We start from the raw sequence: 14,716 nt of genomic DNA on the forward strand, positions 1-14,716 counted from the left end.
GCTATACGGAATAGACAGCGCCGGCACTGGCGGCACTGGTTTTTGCCAGCAAGATGCAGCAATTGTCGCAATCGCACTAGACCCTTGGGCTAGCATGGATCTTCTCAGCGTCGATCATTTCAGGCGACAGACCGTACATCGGCTCCCCTCTGCAGGCGGCATCTCCAGCGAGGTTGATCCTGTGGCACCCGACACCACCAATGTCACCGTGCTGAGCCGCTTTGCCCGTGATCGTGATCTGGTCAGCCTACCTGTCGTTGAAAGCGGCGTGCCCATAGGCCTGATCAATCGCAATGCCTTCATGTCCGAGATGTCCTCGCCGCAGAACCAGGAGCGCTACGGACCACAGGGCTGCACCGCCTTCATGGACAGAGATCCGCTAATCGTTGACGAGAAACTCAACCTGGAAGCGCTCTCCTTCCGGGTGGTGGAACACGGTGAGCAGACCCTGGCAGCCGGTTTCATCGTCACGCGTGATGGCCTCTATGCCGGCGTGGGCTCCTGTTTACGGCTGATGCGCATGATTGCCAATCTGCAAGCCGAAAAAAACCGCCAGATACGCCACTCCATCGAATACGCCGGGGTGATACAGCAAGCCATGATGCGCGCAGCACGCGAGGCACTGGCGCATACCCTGCAGGACAGCGAACTAGTCTGGGAGCCGCGTGACGTGGTGGGCGGCGATTTCTATCATTTTGCCCGGTTCCAGGATGGCTGGTTCGGTGCGGTAGCCGACTGCACCGGCCACGGTGTGCCGGGTGCCTTCATGACACTGATTACCTCGTCGCTGCTGGTGCAGGCCATAGAACAAAGCAATCCACGCGATCCTGCTGCCGTGCTGTCCGAACTCAACCGTGCCATCAAGCTCCTGCTGGGGCAGACCGGCCCCAGGGCCGGGTTTGGGCAATCAGACGATGGACTCGACGGTGCCTTCTTCTGGTTCGACGAAGCCAAGCGGACCTTGACCTATGCCGCAGCCAAGACACCGTTGTTCGTACTGGATCAAAGCAGCGAGGATTTTGTACAGCTGGATGGAGATCGCATGGGCGTAGGCTATGTCGATACGCCCATGGACTTTTGCTGGACCAATCAGGTGATTGCGGCGCCACACGGTACTCTGATGTTCGTCACCACCGATGGCCTGGTAGACCAGATAGGCGGCCCCAAGCAGACCGCCTTCGGCAAACGCCGCATCCGGGAATCCATCATCGCCCAGCGCAATGAACGCGCCGACGTAATCAGCATGTCGGTGCTCAATGCCTATAGCCTTTGGCAGGCAGACCAGCCCCGCCGCGATGACCTGACTTTTTTGTGTTTCAGACCCTGAGCCCCTCCCGTACCCGAGGATGAAAAGATGGAAAACCTGTTTATAGCCGCCACCCCAAGCACACCCGAGGTGGACTTCCGTTTCGATCAGCACACGCTGAGCCTGAAGGGTGAGTCCTATCCCGAGAACGCAACCTCCTTCTATGGCGGCGTGCTGGAACGAGTACGGCAGTACCTGGCCGGCTGTAAGGGCACCAACATTCGCATCAACGTCTCCCTGGCCTACTTCAACAGTTCCAGTACCAAGCTGTTGTTTTCCATGTTCGATGCCTTTAATCAAGCAGCTTTGGCAGGAAACGAAATCAGCCTCAACTGGTTTCATGATGAGGACGACGAGACACTTTTCGAGTTCGGCCAGGAGATCCACGAGGATTACCCTGCCCTCAGGTTTACCGATGTCCCGGTGAATACCGATTAGCCATATCTCTTTCTGCTGCCTGGCCACCCAGGCAGCCATTACTGGGAGCACAGCCCCATGCTCGACGATGTATTTGAGGAATATGGCGAGTTGTTTACCGCCGGCAATGTCTGCTTCTTCTACAGTGGCTACCTGTCACAGCCACTGCTGACGGCCATGGTGGAGGGCTTCAAGGTCAAGCTGGACAGGGATGGCGTCAGCAACCCTATCCGTCGCCGGCTACTGTCCTCCCTGGTCGAGATGACGCAGAACATCATCCACTACGCCCAGGACACCCTCACCCCCAGCGAACAGGACGATCACCAGCTGCGCTGGGGCAGCATCTCCGTCACGCTCACACAGGGCCACTACCTGCTCGAGTGCGCCAACCGGGTTGATGCCGCCCAGGCCCACACCCTGCGCGAGCGTATAGAACCCCTGCGCCTGATGACCCATGCCGAGATCAAGGAAGCCTATGCCCAAGCCATCCGGCAGGACACGCCAGACGGCAGCAAAGGGGCGGGCTTGGGCCTGTTGACCATCGCACGGGACGCCCAGGCAGCCCTGACCTACCGTCTGATAGAGGATGCGGCCCGACCCGGCACCGTGATTTTCCTGCTCAAAGCCACGATCTAGAACCGGCGATTACGGGGTAGATCATGAGCCAATCACGGGTTCGACACTCGGATATCGAGGTAGGCAAGGCCCTGCCTTGGGACGTCTACGATGAGAAAGGCACCTTGCTGCTGCGCAAGGGCTATCTCATCAATAACGAAGGACAGGTAGACCGGCTAGTTGCGGTCGGCGTATTTGCCGACAGCAACGCCCTGCGGCAATCACGTATCGCACAGGTTGAAGCCGAGGACAGCGAGCCAGAAGCCAGCCCCGCACAGGAGTGGCTGGATCTGCGCAAGAAAATGGAGCTGCTGTACGAGAATGTGGAGCTGACCATACAAAGCGGTCAGTTCATCTCCCGCATTACCGAGATTGCCCGTTGTGTCGACAACCTGTGCGGTGCCAAGCCCGAACTCGCACAGGCCATCATCAGCCTGCGCCAGGATGGCCGCTACAGCAGCCGTCACCTGCTGGACAGCGCCACCATCGCACGGCTGGCCGCGCGCGATCTCAAGCTGACCCCTGCCCGTGAGTTCGGTCTGATCTGCGCTGCCCTGACCATGAATCTGGGCACCACCTGCTTCCAGGATGAAATAAAGGCCCAGAGCACACCGCTGACCGACGAGCAAAAAGAACGTCTGCATAAGCACCCGGAGGAAGCCACCACCCGGCTCAAGAGCATGGGCGTGAATGATCCCATCTGGTTGCGGGCCGTACTGGAGCATCATGAGCACTTTGACGGCACCGGCTACCCCAATGGCACGGCGGGTCATGAACTGAGCCCGGAAGGACAGATATTGCGGCTGGCGGATATCTATTGCGCACGTATCACCTTTCGCGAGTATCGCTCTGCTGTCCCGCTGACGGTTGCCTTGCGCGGCATCCTGCTGGAGCGCGGCAAGACGGTGGACCAAACGCTGGCCGCCCAGTTCATACGTGCGGTCGGCATCTTCCCACCCGGCCTGCAGCTCCGCCTGGCCAATGGCGAGAAAGGCGTGGTGGTGCGGCCCGGCAGCTCACCCAACCACCCCTTGGTGGTCAGCCTGATTGGCAACGATGGCCTGCCGCTCTCACCCCCGCTGCAGCGCGACACCCAAAACCCGCTTTATGGCGTGGGCGAAACCATAGATCCGGCCACCTTCAATGCCTATGTAGACATAGACAGCATCTGGGGCTGACACCTGCTGCAACAAGCACCCAATTGCTGGGGGCATGGACAGGCCACCCATAGCGCATCGACTTTCATGCCTTACTGGCCTACAATCGCGCCCTTTTCTCAAAGAATTCAAGGCGCTTGACCATGTCGCCCATCGCTCAGGAAGTCGCCCGTCGACGCACCTTCGGCATCATCTCCCACCCCGATGCCGGTAAGACCACGCTTACCGAGAAGCTGCTGTACTTCTCGGGCGCCATTCAGATGGCGGGTACCGTCAAGGGCAAGAAGACCGGCAAGTTCGCCACCTCCGACTGGATGGAAATCGAAAAGCAGCGCGGTATTTCGGTCGCATCCAGCGTGATGCAGTTCGACTACCGCGAGCATGTGATCAACCTGCTCGATACGCCTGGCCACCAGGACTTCTCGGAAGATACCTACCGCGTGCTGACCGCCGTGGATAGCGCGCTGATGGTGATCGACGCCGCCAAGGGCGTAGAGGAGCAGACCATCAAGCTGCTCAATGTCTGCCGCCTGCGTGATACGCCCATCGTCACCTTCATGAACAAGTACGACCGCGAAGTGCGCGATTCACTGGAGCTGCTGGACGAAGTGGAGAGCGTGCTGAAGATACAGTGCGCACCCATCACCTGGCCCATAGGCATGGGCAAGACCTTCCGTGGCGTGTACCACATCCTCAAGGATGAAATCCTGCTGTTTTCGCCCGGCGAGGATAGGAATATCGAAGATGTCGAGGTCATCAAGGGCATAGACAACGCCCGCCTGGATGAGCTGTTCCCGCTGGAAATCGAACATACCCGGATGGAGTTGGAGCTGGTACGTGGCGCTTCTCATCCGTTTGATCTGGAGGCCTTCTTGGCAGGCGCCCAAACACCGGTATTCTTTGGTTCAGCCATCAACAACTTTGGCGTACGTGAGATTCTGAACGCCCTGATCGACTGGGCCCCTGCTCCCCAGCACCGGGATGCGACGGTGCGTGACGTCAAGCCGGACGAAGAAAAATTCTCCGGCTTTGTGTTCAAGATCCAGGCCAATATGGACCCCAAGCACCGCGACCGTATCGCCTTCCTGCGAGTCTGCTCGGGCAAGTTCGAGCGCGGTATGAAGATGAAGCATTTGCGCCTGGAGCGCGATGTGGCCGCCAACTCGGTGGTGACCTTCATGGCCTCCTCCCGAGAGCAGGTGGAAGAAGCCTATGCTGGAGACATCATCGGTGTGCCTAACCACGGCAATATCCAGATAGGCGACAGCTTCAGCGAGGGTGAAAAACTGGCATTCACCGGCATCCCCTACTTTGCGCCCGAGCTGTTCCGTAGCGTGCGCATCAAGAACCCACTCAAGCTCAAGCAGCTACAAAAAGGCCTGCAGCAGTTGGGTGAAGAAGGCGCCGTACAGGTTTTCAAGCCCCTGTCGGGTGCCGACATGATCTTGGGCGCCGTGGGTGTGCTGCAGTTCGAGGTGGTAAAAAGCCGGCTCGAGAATGAATACGGCGTAGACGCCGTATTCGAGAACTGCGCCATCAATACCGCACGCTGGGTCAGCTGTGACGACCAGCGCATGCTGGCCGACTTCGAAAAGGGCCTGATCCTGAACCTGGCCCGCGATGCCGCCGACAACCTGACCTACCTGGCACCCAACCGTGTAAACCTGCAGCTGGCGCAGGAGCGCTGGCCCAAAGTGGCCTTCCATGCCACCCGGGAGCATGCTGCCAAGTTGTAAGCTTGGTTTCGCTTGCCACAAGACAAAGCCCGTCGCGATAGCGGCGGGCTTTGTCATTTTAAATCATCAACTTGAAGAATCGGACGGGTACGGCCTAACGCAGCAAGCGTGCACTCATGGCTGCCACGCACACCCCCAGGCTGGCCAGCACCAGAAAGCCCAGGCCCGCCTGCAAGCCCATGCCGTGAACGACATAACCCATGATAGGAGGCCCCATCAGAGAGCCGCTATAGCCCAGCGTGGCCACCCCAGCCAGAGCAGTCGCACCCTCCCGGCCGGCCGCGCTGAACAGGCAGGGAAACACTGCCGCCACACCCAGCCCCGTCAGGGCGAACCCCACCGTGGCCACCAGTATGGTGGGCGCGAAAATGGCGATCAACAACCCCAGCACCGCCAGTAAGCTGCTGCCCGCCACCAGCACACGTGCACCGAAGCGCTCCTTCAGGCGGTCACCCACGATGCGTGCCACCAGCATGGCACCGGCGAACGCAGCGTAGCCCAATGGTGCCACTGCCTCGCTGGCATGCAGATGGTCGTGCAGGTACAGCGCAATCCAACTGGTGAGCGAACCCTCGGAGACTGCGCCGAGAAAGGCAATCATGCCCAGCCAGATCAGTGCACCGTGGGGTAGCGCAAAATGCTTGCGGCCAGCCTCCGGGTCAGGTCGGTCGCACGGCAGCACGCGGTAGGCCTGCCATAGTGGCAGCCCCAGCAGCAGCGCAGCCAAGGCAAAGTGCATTGCGGGCGACAAGCCCAGCTTGGCTGCACCACTCCCCAGCAACGCCCCGCCAAATGTGCCCACGCAGAACCAGGCATGCAACATGGACATGATGGAACGACCCGCAGCCCGCTCGGCCTCCGCGCCCAGGGCATTGATGGCAACGTCAAAGCAGCTGCTACCCACCCCGATCAAGGTTACCCCCAGCATCAGCAGCGGCCAGCTTGGCAGCAAACCCAGGCAAGGCAGTATCGTCAACAAGCCCACACCTGAGAACAGTGCCGCCTTGCGGGCGCCGTAATGGCCTATCAGCCAGGCAGCCAGGGGGAACGACAGCACTGCACCGAGACCACCGCCCAGCAGGACGGTACCCAGCGTGGCGGCATCCAGTTGCAGGGCATCACGTACCGCCGGGATGCGTGACGCCCAACTGGCGTACACCATACCCAAGAGCAGGAACAGTACCGGGATGGCCGCCTGCTGCCAGCGGCCAGTGCTTTCGGGGGGGGAAGTAAGCGCTAAATCGGATGACATACAGACACCAGGAACAACACGAAAGGCACAGTAGAAAGCACTGGCGCTACTCTACTGGATACAGGTGCGAAACTTGCACGAAAATTACAAATATAAAACCACCGCCCCAGCAGATTGCATGGGGCGGTATAGGCAAACTCAGCTCGCGTCGTCCGCCAGCACTTCCAGCTCTTCCTGCAACTCCAACCAGCGCACTTCCAGCTCACCCAGGGTCAGTTCAAGCTCGGCCTGGCGCCTTACCTTGTCCTTCAACTGCTCCTTGGCCTCTGCCGCGTAAATGGCTTCGCCTGCCAACTCGGCCACCAAGGCCTCCTTCTCTTCGGTCAAGGCAGCCATCTGCTTCTCCAACAGGCCCAGCTCCTTCTCCAGCGGCTTCTTCAGCTGCGACATGCGCCTACGATCACCCGCTTCCTGCCGCTTCTGCTGCTTGCGATCCGACTCCACCACCACACCGGCATTGGCCGCCACCGCAGGCTTGCTTTCGGTTTCCTTGCGATAGCGCTTGTAGTCATCCAGATCGCCGTCAAAGTGGCTGACCCGCCCACCCTCGACCAGCAGGAAACGATCAGTCGTGGCCCGTAGCAGATGGCGGTCATGCGATACCACGATCATGGCACCAACATAGTCCTGCAAGGCCATGGTCAGCGCGTGGCGCATCTCCAGATCCAGGTGGTTGGTCGGCTCATCCAGCAGCAGCAAGTTCGGGCGTTGCCAGACTATCATTGCCAACGCCAGACGGGCTTTTTCGCCGCCCGAGAAAGGCGCCACAGGGCTACGGGCCATATCGCCACGGAAATCAAAGCCGCCCAGGAAATTGAGCAGCTCCTGCTCACGCACCTGCGGACTCAACTTCTGCAAATGCCAGAGCGGGCTTTCATCCAGCCGCAGATGCTCCAGCTGATGCTGGGCAAAGTAGCCTATCTCCAAACCCTTGCCTTCCACCCGGTGGCCGGCAACCAGGGATAGCTCGCCCGCCAGCAACTTGACGAGGGTAGACTTGCCGGCACCATTGCGGCCCAGCAAGCCGATACGCGCGCCTGCTTCCACGGCAAGATCCAGCCCATCGAGCAGCCGGTTGCCGCCATAGCCCACCGCGCCATCCTCAATGCTCAACAACTGGTTGGGGCTGCTCACCGGCTCGCGGAAACTGAAATCGAATGGCGAATCAACATGTGCGGCCGAGATGATTTCCATCCGCTCCAGCGCCTTGATACGCGACTGTGCCTGCCTGGCCTTGGTGGCCTGGGCGCGGAAGCGATCCACATACTTCTGCAGGTGGGCCATCTCACGCTGCTGCTTTTCGAAAGCCTGTTGCTGCTGGGCCAGCTTTTCGGCCTTCTGGTTCTCGAAATCTGCGTAATTACCGGTGTAGATCGTGATCTGGCTATTGGCCAGATGCGCAATGGCATTGACCGTAGCATCCAGAAAATCCCGGTCGTGCGAGATCAGCAGCAAGGTGCCAGGGTAGCTGGCCAGCCAGTTTTCCATCCAGATCACCGCATCGAGATCCAGATGGTTGGTGGGCTCATCGAGCAGCAGCAGATCGGACCGGCACATCAAGGCCTGCGCCAGGTTGAGCCGCATACGCCAACCGCCCGAGAAACTGGCTACCGGGCGTTGCAGATCAGCCGCGCTGAAACCCAGGCCAAACAGCATTTTGCTGGCACGCGCCTCAGCCGAGTAGCCATCCACGGCTTCGAGTTGGCCCAGCCATTCGGCCAATTGATTGCCATCCTGGTCGGGGTTGGCCAATTGGGCCTGGATATGCCGCAACTCGGCATCACCATCAAGCACATAATCCAGCGCGCTGGACGTCAAGGCGGGTGTTTCCTGGCGCACGGATGCCACCACCAGGTTGCTGGGGTAATCTATATCGCCTGCATCAGGGTGCAATTCGCCGCGCAACAGCCCGAAGAAGCTGGACTTGCCGGCGCCATTGGGGCCAACTATGCCGACACGTTGGCCACGGTGAAGGATGAGATCGACTCGATCAAGCAGCACCTTGGTGCCGCGTCTTAAGGTAAGGGAGGATAAACGGATCATGCCGCAATTTTACCAGACGCCGAGGGGCATTCTGCTTTGCCTGAAATCGACTAGAATGAACTGACGGTCCTACAGCTTCCCGCTCATGCCACCCTTTGATGCACAACACGCCGATACTGCGTTGACCGCCTACCTCAATTTGTTGAAAAACAAGGGGGCTGCAACAAGCATCATCACGCGCAGGAAGCACTTCCTGCGCCATTTGCTGAGCGCGTTGGAGTCGCAGGCTGATACCCACCTGACCGACGATGACGCTGGCTACCGTTCGGGCGTCGACAGCACCGTTGCCAAGTTTCCCGATGACCAACAAGTGGAAATCATCACCACATCGCGTGAATTCTACCCATTCTGGATAGGTGACCTGAAGACGATTGCCCGCTTGAATGCGGCCGATGCCTTGTCGCTGGAGCACTCGCCGGTGGATTTACGTGGGAGCCTGGTGGAAATGTTCGAGCGCCTCGATGCCGATGCCTGGTCACAGAATGAGCAGCCCTGCCTCAAGGAATACCTGGTGCGGCTGGCTGAACAGGGCACCCACGATGCCGGGGTCGATATCCGGGAGCGCCTGCTGACCTTGCTGCTCTATGTCATACGCCATGCCGAACCCACGCCGACTGCTTATCGAGCCGGCGTGGATGCCATGCTGACCCTTTTTTCCAAGGAAGATACCCGCCGCCTGTTCATAGAGATGGCACGGGAATTCTTCTATTTCTGGAATGGCTTCAACCACGGCGAGCCCAAACCGCTAGCCCACGCTGCCTAACCCAACCCACAGCCGACCATGAGCCGTCCCCAGCCTGATCAAGCACTGGAACAATACCTGGAAGAACTGAAACGGCGAGGTATAGCGAACAAGCAGATGACGCTGTCGCGCCATTTCTTGCGCCACTTGCTCTCCACCTTGCGAGACTTGCCGCAGGACGGAGCGGGCTATCGCAAAGCCGCTGAGCTGACCTTGCGCAACTTCCCCGAAGATAGCCAGTTTGTCGAATTGATACGGGAGTTTTTTCCGCACTGGAACGGCGAGGCAGTCGCCGCACCGCCACCTGGACGCCCCGCAGCCCCCCCGGCAGCCACGCCCATGCCTGGTGGCAGCAGCCTGGGCGGCGACAATACGGCCTTGCAGGACGCACTCAGCCGCATGCATGCCGACCCCTGGTCGCAAGCCACCCTGATACAGCTGGAACGGCAGGCACACCAGATCAAGAGCATGAACAAATACGTGGAAGAGCTGCGCAAGGCCGGCATGGAAGAGAGCAACATCAACGCCCGCCTCCGGCTGATCAAGCTGCTGCTGTTCACCATCCGCGACGTCGCGCAGAACACTGACAGCTATCGGACTGGCGTAGACCAGGTATTGACTCTGTTCCCCCACCAGGAACGCTGGCATGTGTTTGTCAGCCTGGCACGGGAATTCTTCTACTTCCTGGCCAACGATCCGGAAGCCGCCAGCAAACTACAGAAGCAAATCGGCACTGCAGACTTGCTGAACCTGGTCGCCAACTAATAATGGATTAACAAAACAGGGTGCCATAGCACCCTGTTTTGTTGTACGCGACCAGCAAAGCAAGCTCTATGTCAGCGCTGACGCCGGAATGCCAGTGCAAACGCCGTTGCAGTCAAGCCGACAAAACCTACGGCCGACCATCCGGGCAGTGACAGGCCCAGCAGACTCCAGTCTATAGCAGCGCATTCGCTGCCACCGGCCATCACCTGGATGATGACTTCCATGACATTCATGGTTTCAAACATCTGCATCAAGCCGGCACCGCAGCTGCCTAGATCGGCAGGCGGAAAATACTGCAGCAGGGTATGCCGTATGGCCACGACCAAGCCGATCAGACCGAAAATGCCGGCAACCATGCCGTAGTAGCGATAGCGCCGCTGCCCTGGGCCATGCAACGCAGCCAGCAGGGCCACAATGCCCACGCCCACCACGAAGACGCGCTGGAACATGCACAGGGGGCAAGGATTCAGGTACTTGTAGTACTGCAAGTAGAGGGCAAAGGCCATCATGCCGGCGCAAGCCAGCGCCAGGGCCAAGAAGCCCATGCGTCGAGTAAATAACCAGTTCATATCAGGGTAGCGAAGTTTGTATCAGGATGGCTCGGACAACAGCAGGGCCTGGGTGGTTTCATTGAGATCGATGGCCACGCTGTGTGCCGACAGCACGCGGTTGTCCTGCGGGCGGACGATCTTGAGGTTGAGGAAAATCTTGTCGGGAGAAGTGGCATAGGTGCCCACCACCACGGCTTGTACATTATGGGCGAGGCTGATGTCCTTGACCTCCCGCGACAGCAGCAGCTCACCCTTGCCCTCACGCACAAACACGCTGCCCCGCAGCTTCAGTTCAACCACAGGGTAACCCATTTGTGTAAAACGTGTTGCCACCTGCTCAGACAATACGCGGCCCAGCGTCGCCGCCTCTGTCAGGTGATCCAGATGCACAAAGGTGGCAACGATCAGCGGCGCATCCTTGGGCAGCGTCGGCTGAGTCAGTTGCACCAACTGATCTGCTGCATCGTAGCTGGTCCGTATCAAGGGGTTGCGGCTACCTGCCTGGTACTGGGCACAACCGCCCAGCAACAACGCCAGCATAAGTGGATACAGTCTGCGCATGCTCACCCTCCCGTCACCGACATGGTCTTGGTGGGCGTGGGGGGAGCTGGAGGCTGTGGGGGTGGCGGCAGCATCGATTCGTCATAGAGGCGGACATCTGACTGGTTCACCATATAGACATCGGTCTCCCGGAACAGGAAGCGGTTACCGTCACTGATGGCCGTCGTCACCACGATCTGCAGGCCGCTGCTCATACGCACGGACTGCACTTCCGCATCCAGCCAGACTTCCCCCTTCTCCTTGCGCTGTGCCACGCTCAAGCCCATCTGGGTCAGATCGCTCTGCAGGAACTGCCGCAGGGCGCGGGCAAACGGCGTAGGCAGCGCAGGTTCATTTACATAGACAGTTCGGCTGCCTAGCTCCTTTATCTGTGAAGCACGCTGCGACATGCGCAAGGCAGCCTCACGGGCTAGCTCTCCCCAGTCTGCAGGTGCACGCAGCAGTTTGACATTGGCAACCGGATCCACCGGCTTGGCCGTCTTGCCCGGCTGGGCGACTTCTTCGGAGCCAAAGGTTGGCGCACGTGTAGGCATGGATTCGCGCAGACGCTGCATCAATGAGCAGCCAGCCAGCAGCAGGACCAGACTCAACAGCAAAGGGCGGCGTAACACGGCAACTCTCCTCGGCACGGCATCAATCCTCTGTGGGCGGCAACGCCGCTGGATCATAGCCGAGAAAGCGGATGATGTCGCCGCGCCGCCGCATGGCGTCGGTGTAGCCCAGCTCGATCAGATCACGGGCGTAACGACGATGGAACAGCAGATAGGATGCCAATACCGATCCCTGCCGCTTGAGCGCCCCTAACCCACCCAGGACAAAGCGCATGGTCCAGGGAAACCGCGCTGTATGGCGTGATGCAATGGTTTCCAGCGGCTTGGAGGGTGAAATGATCAGCATCTCCACCTCTCTCAGTTGTACGTCACGACGGCCCTTCACCTCCTCCGGCACAAAGCTGAGCGTACGGTTGACCCGGGCGATACGCTCCAGGTCCACCTCCATGCCATCGATAAAGATGCTATTCATCAAGTGCCCGGCCACTTGCGCCAGCGTAGGGTAATCCGGTGCGTACAGCCGCTCCAACGGTTCTTCCCGGGCAGGCGATACGCCGATCACCAATATCTTTTCTGCTCCCAGGTGCAGCGCAGGGCTGATCGGTGCCACCTGGCGTACCGATCCGTCGCCAAACCACTCCCGATTGATCTGCACGGCGGGAAAAACAAAGGGGATCGCAGCCGATGCCAGCAGATGGCGCAGTTCGATGCGGGCACGCGTTCCCACCCTTTGCACCCGATTCCAACCTTTGATGTCTTCAGCTGCCTGGAAAAAAGACACAGACTGGCCCGAGTTGTAGCCCGATGCCGTGATACTGAGCGCCCGTAGATGGCCGCCATCAATGGCGGACTGGATACCGTTGAAGTCAATCAGCTTGTCCAGCAGATCATTCAGCGGTGCGTTATCCAGGAACGATCTGGGATTGAACTTGCCAAAACCACCGGTGAACAGCGGTCCAACCCAGTGGAAGAAGTTACCTATCATGGTCCGCAGATCGGTGCGGTAGACATGCTCCACGCTGAGATTCTTCCAGACGAACTCCAGCTTGCAGACCGCCTTGCGAAAATTATGGCTACCTGATGCAAGGGACGCTGCATTGATGCCGCCAGCCGAGGTGCCGGAGATGATCTGGAAAGGATTGGGCGCATTGTGCGGCAGCATCTTGGCGACGGCGCGCAATACCCCGACCTGGTAGGCGGCACGGGCACCGCCGCCGGACATGATGAGTCCAATCAATGGAGAGCGGGTATCAGACATGGTCTCCTCGTTCTTATAGGCGCGGGTCTAACCCGGCTATTTGAAGCATAGAGCAAGACAACCGCATCGGTATGCGTTGCCGCAACAAAGCGTAAACAAACCGTTGCAGCAAAGCTGCATATACCAAACACCCTCTCGCTATCGGAAGTTTGATTGAACTAGGGTATAATCGATTTTTGCCGCCAAGGACTTAGCCATGCGTGTCATTCAAAAAGCGCTGACCTTCGACGACGTCCTGCTCGTCCCCGCTCATTCCAACGTCCTGCCGCGCGATGTCGATCTCTCGACGCAGTTCACGCGCGATATCCGCCTCAATCTTCCGCTCGTCTCGGCCGCCATGGATACGGTTACCGAAGCCCGCCTTGCCATTGCCATGGCACAGGAAGGCGGCATCGGCATCGTGCACAAGAACATGAATCCGCAGGCACAGGCGCAGGAAGTCAGCAAGGTAAAGCGCTACGAAAGCGGCGTGGTCAAAGACCCGGTTACCATCACCCCCGATATGCTGGTGCGCGATGTACTGGCCCTGACCCGGCAGCACCGCATTTCCGGCCTGCCAGTCGTGGAAGCCAATGGCCAGGTAGTCGGCATTGTTACCAACCGCGACCTGCGCTTTGAAACACGCCTGGATGCCAAGGTATCCAGCATCATGACCCCCAAGGATCGTCTGGTGACCGTGCGCGAAGGCGCCAGCATAGACGAAGCTCGCGAGCTGATGCATACCCACCGCCTGGAGCGCGTGCTGGTAGTGAACGACAGCTTCCAGCTGCGTGGCCTGGTGACGGTCAAGGACATCATCAAGACCAAGGAACACCCCAATGCCTCCAAGGACAACCTGGGCCGCCTGCGCGTCGGTGCTGCGGTAGGTGTGGGTGGCGACACAGACGAGCGGATTACCCTGCTGGTCGAAGCGGGTGTCGACGTGCTGGTGGTCGATACCGCCCACGGTCACAGCCAAGGCGTGCTGGACCGTGTGAGCTGGGTCAAGCGACACTTTCCACAGGTCCAGGTCATCGGCGGCAACATCGCCACCGCTGCAGCGGCACTGGCACTGGTCAAGGCTGGCGCCGACGGGGTCAAGGTCGGTATCGGCCCAGGCTCCATCTGCACTACCCGTATTGTGGCCGGTGTTGGCGTACCGCAGATCAGTGCCGTGGCCAACGTGGCCGAAGCCCTCAAGGGCACCGGCATCCCGCTGATTGCCGATGGTGGCATCCGCTTCTCCGGCGATATCTCCAAGGCTATTGCTGCAGGCGCCAACCTGGTCATGCTGGGTGGCTTGTTTGCCGGTACCGAAGAAGCCCCCGGTGAAGTCGAGCTGTTCCAGGGCCGCTCCTACAAGAGCTACCGCGGCATGGGTTCGCTCGGCGCCATGCAGCAAGGTTCCAGTGATCGCTACTTCCAGGATAACGTCAACAATGCCGACAAGCTGGTACCCGAAGGCATCGAAGGCCGCGTCCCCTACAAGGGCCCGCTGACCGCCGTGATCCACCAACTGGTCGGCGGCCTGCGCTCCTCCATGGGTTACCTGGGCTGCGCCACCATCAATGATGTGCACGAGAAGGCCGAATTCGTCGAGATCACCTCGGCAGGCATTCGCGAATCGCATGTCCATGATGTGCAGATCACCAAGGAAGCACCGAACTACCACGTGGATTGATCGTTCGATCAGCCAGCAAAGCCCCCGCAGCGTCGGGGGCTTTTTGTTGCTTACTGCCCTGCCGCCAGCGCCACTGCGGGCTACAGTAGATGAAATCATGTC

At 59.5% G+C, this 14,716-nt stretch carries 14 protein-coding genes; 8 read left to right on the top strand and 6 right to left on the bottom strand.

From position 1 onward, the window contains the following. The first annotated feature begins 94 nt into the window (after positions 1-94). From QQK16_RS09690 to QQK16_RS09710, 5 genes are all read left to right on the top strand, one after another. On the top strand, positions 95-1,327 hold the full coding sequence (locus QQK16_RS09690; protein WP_284196254.1) for a SpoIIE family protein phosphatase: 1,233 nt from the start codon (positions 95-97) through the stop codon (positions 1,325-1,327). Positions 1,328-1,354: 27 nt separating this feature from the next. After that, on the top strand, positions 1,355-1,744 hold the full coding sequence (locus tag QQK16_RS09695) for a DUF1987 domain-containing protein (protein ID WP_284196255.1): 390 nt from the start codon (positions 1,355-1,357) through the stop codon (positions 1,742-1,744). 57 nt (positions 1,745-1,801) lie between these two features. Beyond that, entirely contained in the window at positions 1,802-2,359 is a 558-nt protein-coding gene (locus QQK16_RS09700; protein ID WP_284196256.1) for a SiaB family protein kinase, read from the top strand. A gap of 23 nt (positions 2,360-2,382) precedes the next feature. Next, positions 2,383-3,516 (top strand): HD-GYP domain-containing protein, encoded by a 1,134-nt coding sequence (locus QQK16_RS09705; RefSeq protein WP_284196257.1) that lies wholly within the window; start codon positions 2,383-2,385, stop codon positions 3,514-3,516. Positions 3,517-3,638: 122 nt separating this feature from the next. Then, a complete protein-coding gene (locus tag QQK16_RS09710) occupies positions 3,639-5,231 on the top strand; it encodes a peptide chain release factor 3 (protein ID WP_284196258.1) in 1,593 nt (530 codons plus the stop codon). 94 nt (positions 5,232-5,325) lie between these two features. Here QQK16_RS09710 and QQK16_RS09715 read toward each other — a convergent pair whose 3' ends face one another. Together QQK16_RS09715 and QQK16_RS09720 are read right to left on the bottom strand one after the other, a co-directional pair. Continuing rightward, the gene (locus QQK16_RS09715; RefSeq protein WP_284196259.1) at positions 5,326-6,483 is read right to left on the bottom strand and encodes an MFS transporter; all 1,158 of its coding nucleotides are present in this window, start codon (positions 6,481-6,483) and stop codon (positions 5,326-5,328) included. Between the two features lie 138 nt (positions 6,484-6,621). Then, positions 6,622-8,526, bottom strand: a complete 1,905-nt coding sequence (locus tag QQK16_RS09720) for an ATP-binding cassette domain-containing protein (protein WP_284196260.1) — start codon at positions 8,524-8,526, stop codon at positions 6,622-6,624. An 85-nt stretch (positions 8,527-8,611) separates the two neighbouring features. Here QQK16_RS09720 and QQK16_RS09725 point away from each other — a divergent pair, with 85 nt between their 5' ends. Further along, complete coding sequence (locus tag QQK16_RS09725) at positions 8,612-9,289, top strand: hypothetical protein (RefSeq protein ID WP_284196261.1); 678 nt, start codon at positions 8,612-8,614, stop codon at positions 9,287-9,289. A gap of 18 nt (positions 9,290-9,307) precedes the next feature. Next, the gene (locus QQK16_RS09730) at positions 9,308-10,033 is read left to right on the top strand and encodes a hypothetical protein (RefSeq protein ID WP_284196262.1); all 726 of its coding nucleotides are present in this window, start codon (positions 9,308-9,310) and stop codon (positions 10,031-10,033) included. A gap of 71 nt (positions 10,034-10,104) precedes the next feature. On the opposite strand, the gene QQK16_RS09735 is transcribed toward QQK16_RS09730, so the two are convergent. The 4 genes from QQK16_RS09735 to QQK16_RS09750 are packed head-to-tail and all read right to left on the bottom strand — an operon-like array spanning position 10,105 to position 12,954. Then, on the bottom strand, positions 10,105-10,602 hold the full coding sequence (locus QQK16_RS09735; RefSeq protein WP_284196263.1) for a disulfide bond formation protein B: 498 nt from the start codon (positions 10,600-10,602) through the stop codon (positions 10,105-10,107). Between the two features lie 21 nt (positions 10,603-10,623). After that, entirely contained in the window at positions 10,624-11,145 is a 522-nt protein-coding gene (locus tag QQK16_RS09740; protein WP_284196264.1) for a FlgO family outer membrane protein, read from the bottom strand. Between the two features lie 2 nt (positions 11,146-11,147). Beyond that, a complete protein-coding gene (locus QQK16_RS09745; RefSeq protein ID WP_284196265.1) occupies positions 11,148-11,756 on the bottom strand; it encodes a hypothetical protein in 609 nt (202 codons plus the stop codon). A 22-nt stretch (positions 11,757-11,778) separates the two neighbouring features. Then, a complete protein-coding gene (locus QQK16_RS09750; protein ID WP_284196266.1) occupies positions 11,779-12,954 on the bottom strand; it encodes a patatin-like phospholipase family protein in 1,176 nt (391 codons plus the stop codon). 196 nt (positions 12,955-13,150) lie between these two features. On the opposite strand from QQK16_RS09750, the gene guaB reads away from it, so the two are divergent. After that, positions 13,151-14,614, top strand: a complete 1,464-nt coding sequence (guaB, locus tag QQK16_RS09755; RefSeq protein WP_284196267.1) for an IMP dehydrogenase — start codon at positions 13,151-13,153, stop codon at positions 14,612-14,614. Positions 14,615-14,716: the final 102 nt, after the last annotated feature.

Source organism: Chitinimonas prasina (assembly GCF_030160395.1).
GTDB lineage: Bacteria > Pseudomonadota > Gammaproteobacteria > Burkholderiales > Chitinimonadaceae > Chitinimonas > Chitinimonas prasina.

Coding starts and splice junctions, on each gene's coding strand:
- QQK16_RS09690 (WP_284196254.1), top strand. CDS start 95: ATGGATCTTCTCAGCGTCGATCATTTCAGGCGACAGACCGTACATCGG.
- QQK16_RS09695 (WP_284196255.1), top strand. CDS start 1,355: ATGGAAAACCTGTTTATAGCCGCCACCCCAAGCACACCCGAGGTGGAC.
- QQK16_RS09700 (WP_284196256.1), top strand. CDS start 1,802: ATGCTCGACGATGTATTTGAGGAATATGGCGAGTTGTTTACCGCCGGC.
- QQK16_RS09705 (WP_284196257.1), top strand. CDS start 2,383: ATGAGCCAATCACGGGTTCGACACTCGGATATCGAGGTAGGCAAGGCC.
- QQK16_RS09710 (WP_284196258.1), top strand. CDS start 3,639: ATGTCGCCCATCGCTCAGGAAGTCGCCCGTCGACGCACCTTCGGCATC.
- QQK16_RS09715 (WP_284196259.1), bottom strand. CDS start 6,483: ATGTCATCCGATTTAGCGCTTACTTCCCCCCCCGAAAGCACTGGCCGC.
- QQK16_RS09720 (WP_284196260.1), bottom strand. CDS start 8,526: ATGATCCGTTTATCCTCCCTTACCTTAAGACGCGGCACCAAGGTGCTG.
- QQK16_RS09725 (WP_284196261.1), top strand. CDS start 8,612: ATGCCACCCTTTGATGCACAACACGCCGATACTGCGTTGACCGCCTAC.
- QQK16_RS09730 (WP_284196262.1), top strand. CDS start 9,308: ATGAGCCGTCCCCAGCCTGATCAAGCACTGGAACAATACCTGGAAGAA.
- QQK16_RS09735 (WP_284196263.1), bottom strand. CDS start 10,602: ATGAACTGGTTATTTACTCGACGCATGGGCTTCTTGGCCCTGGCGCTG.
- QQK16_RS09740 (WP_284196264.1), bottom strand. CDS start 11,145: ATGCGCAGACTGTATCCACTTATGCTGGCGTTGTTGCTGGGCGGTTGT.
- QQK16_RS09750 (WP_284196266.1), bottom strand. CDS start 12,954: ATGTCTGATACCCGCTCTCCATTGATTGGACTCATCATGTCCGGCGGC.
- guaB (WP_284196267.1), top strand. CDS start 13,151: ATGCGTGTCATTCAAAAAGCGCTGACCTTCGACGACGTCCTGCTCGTC.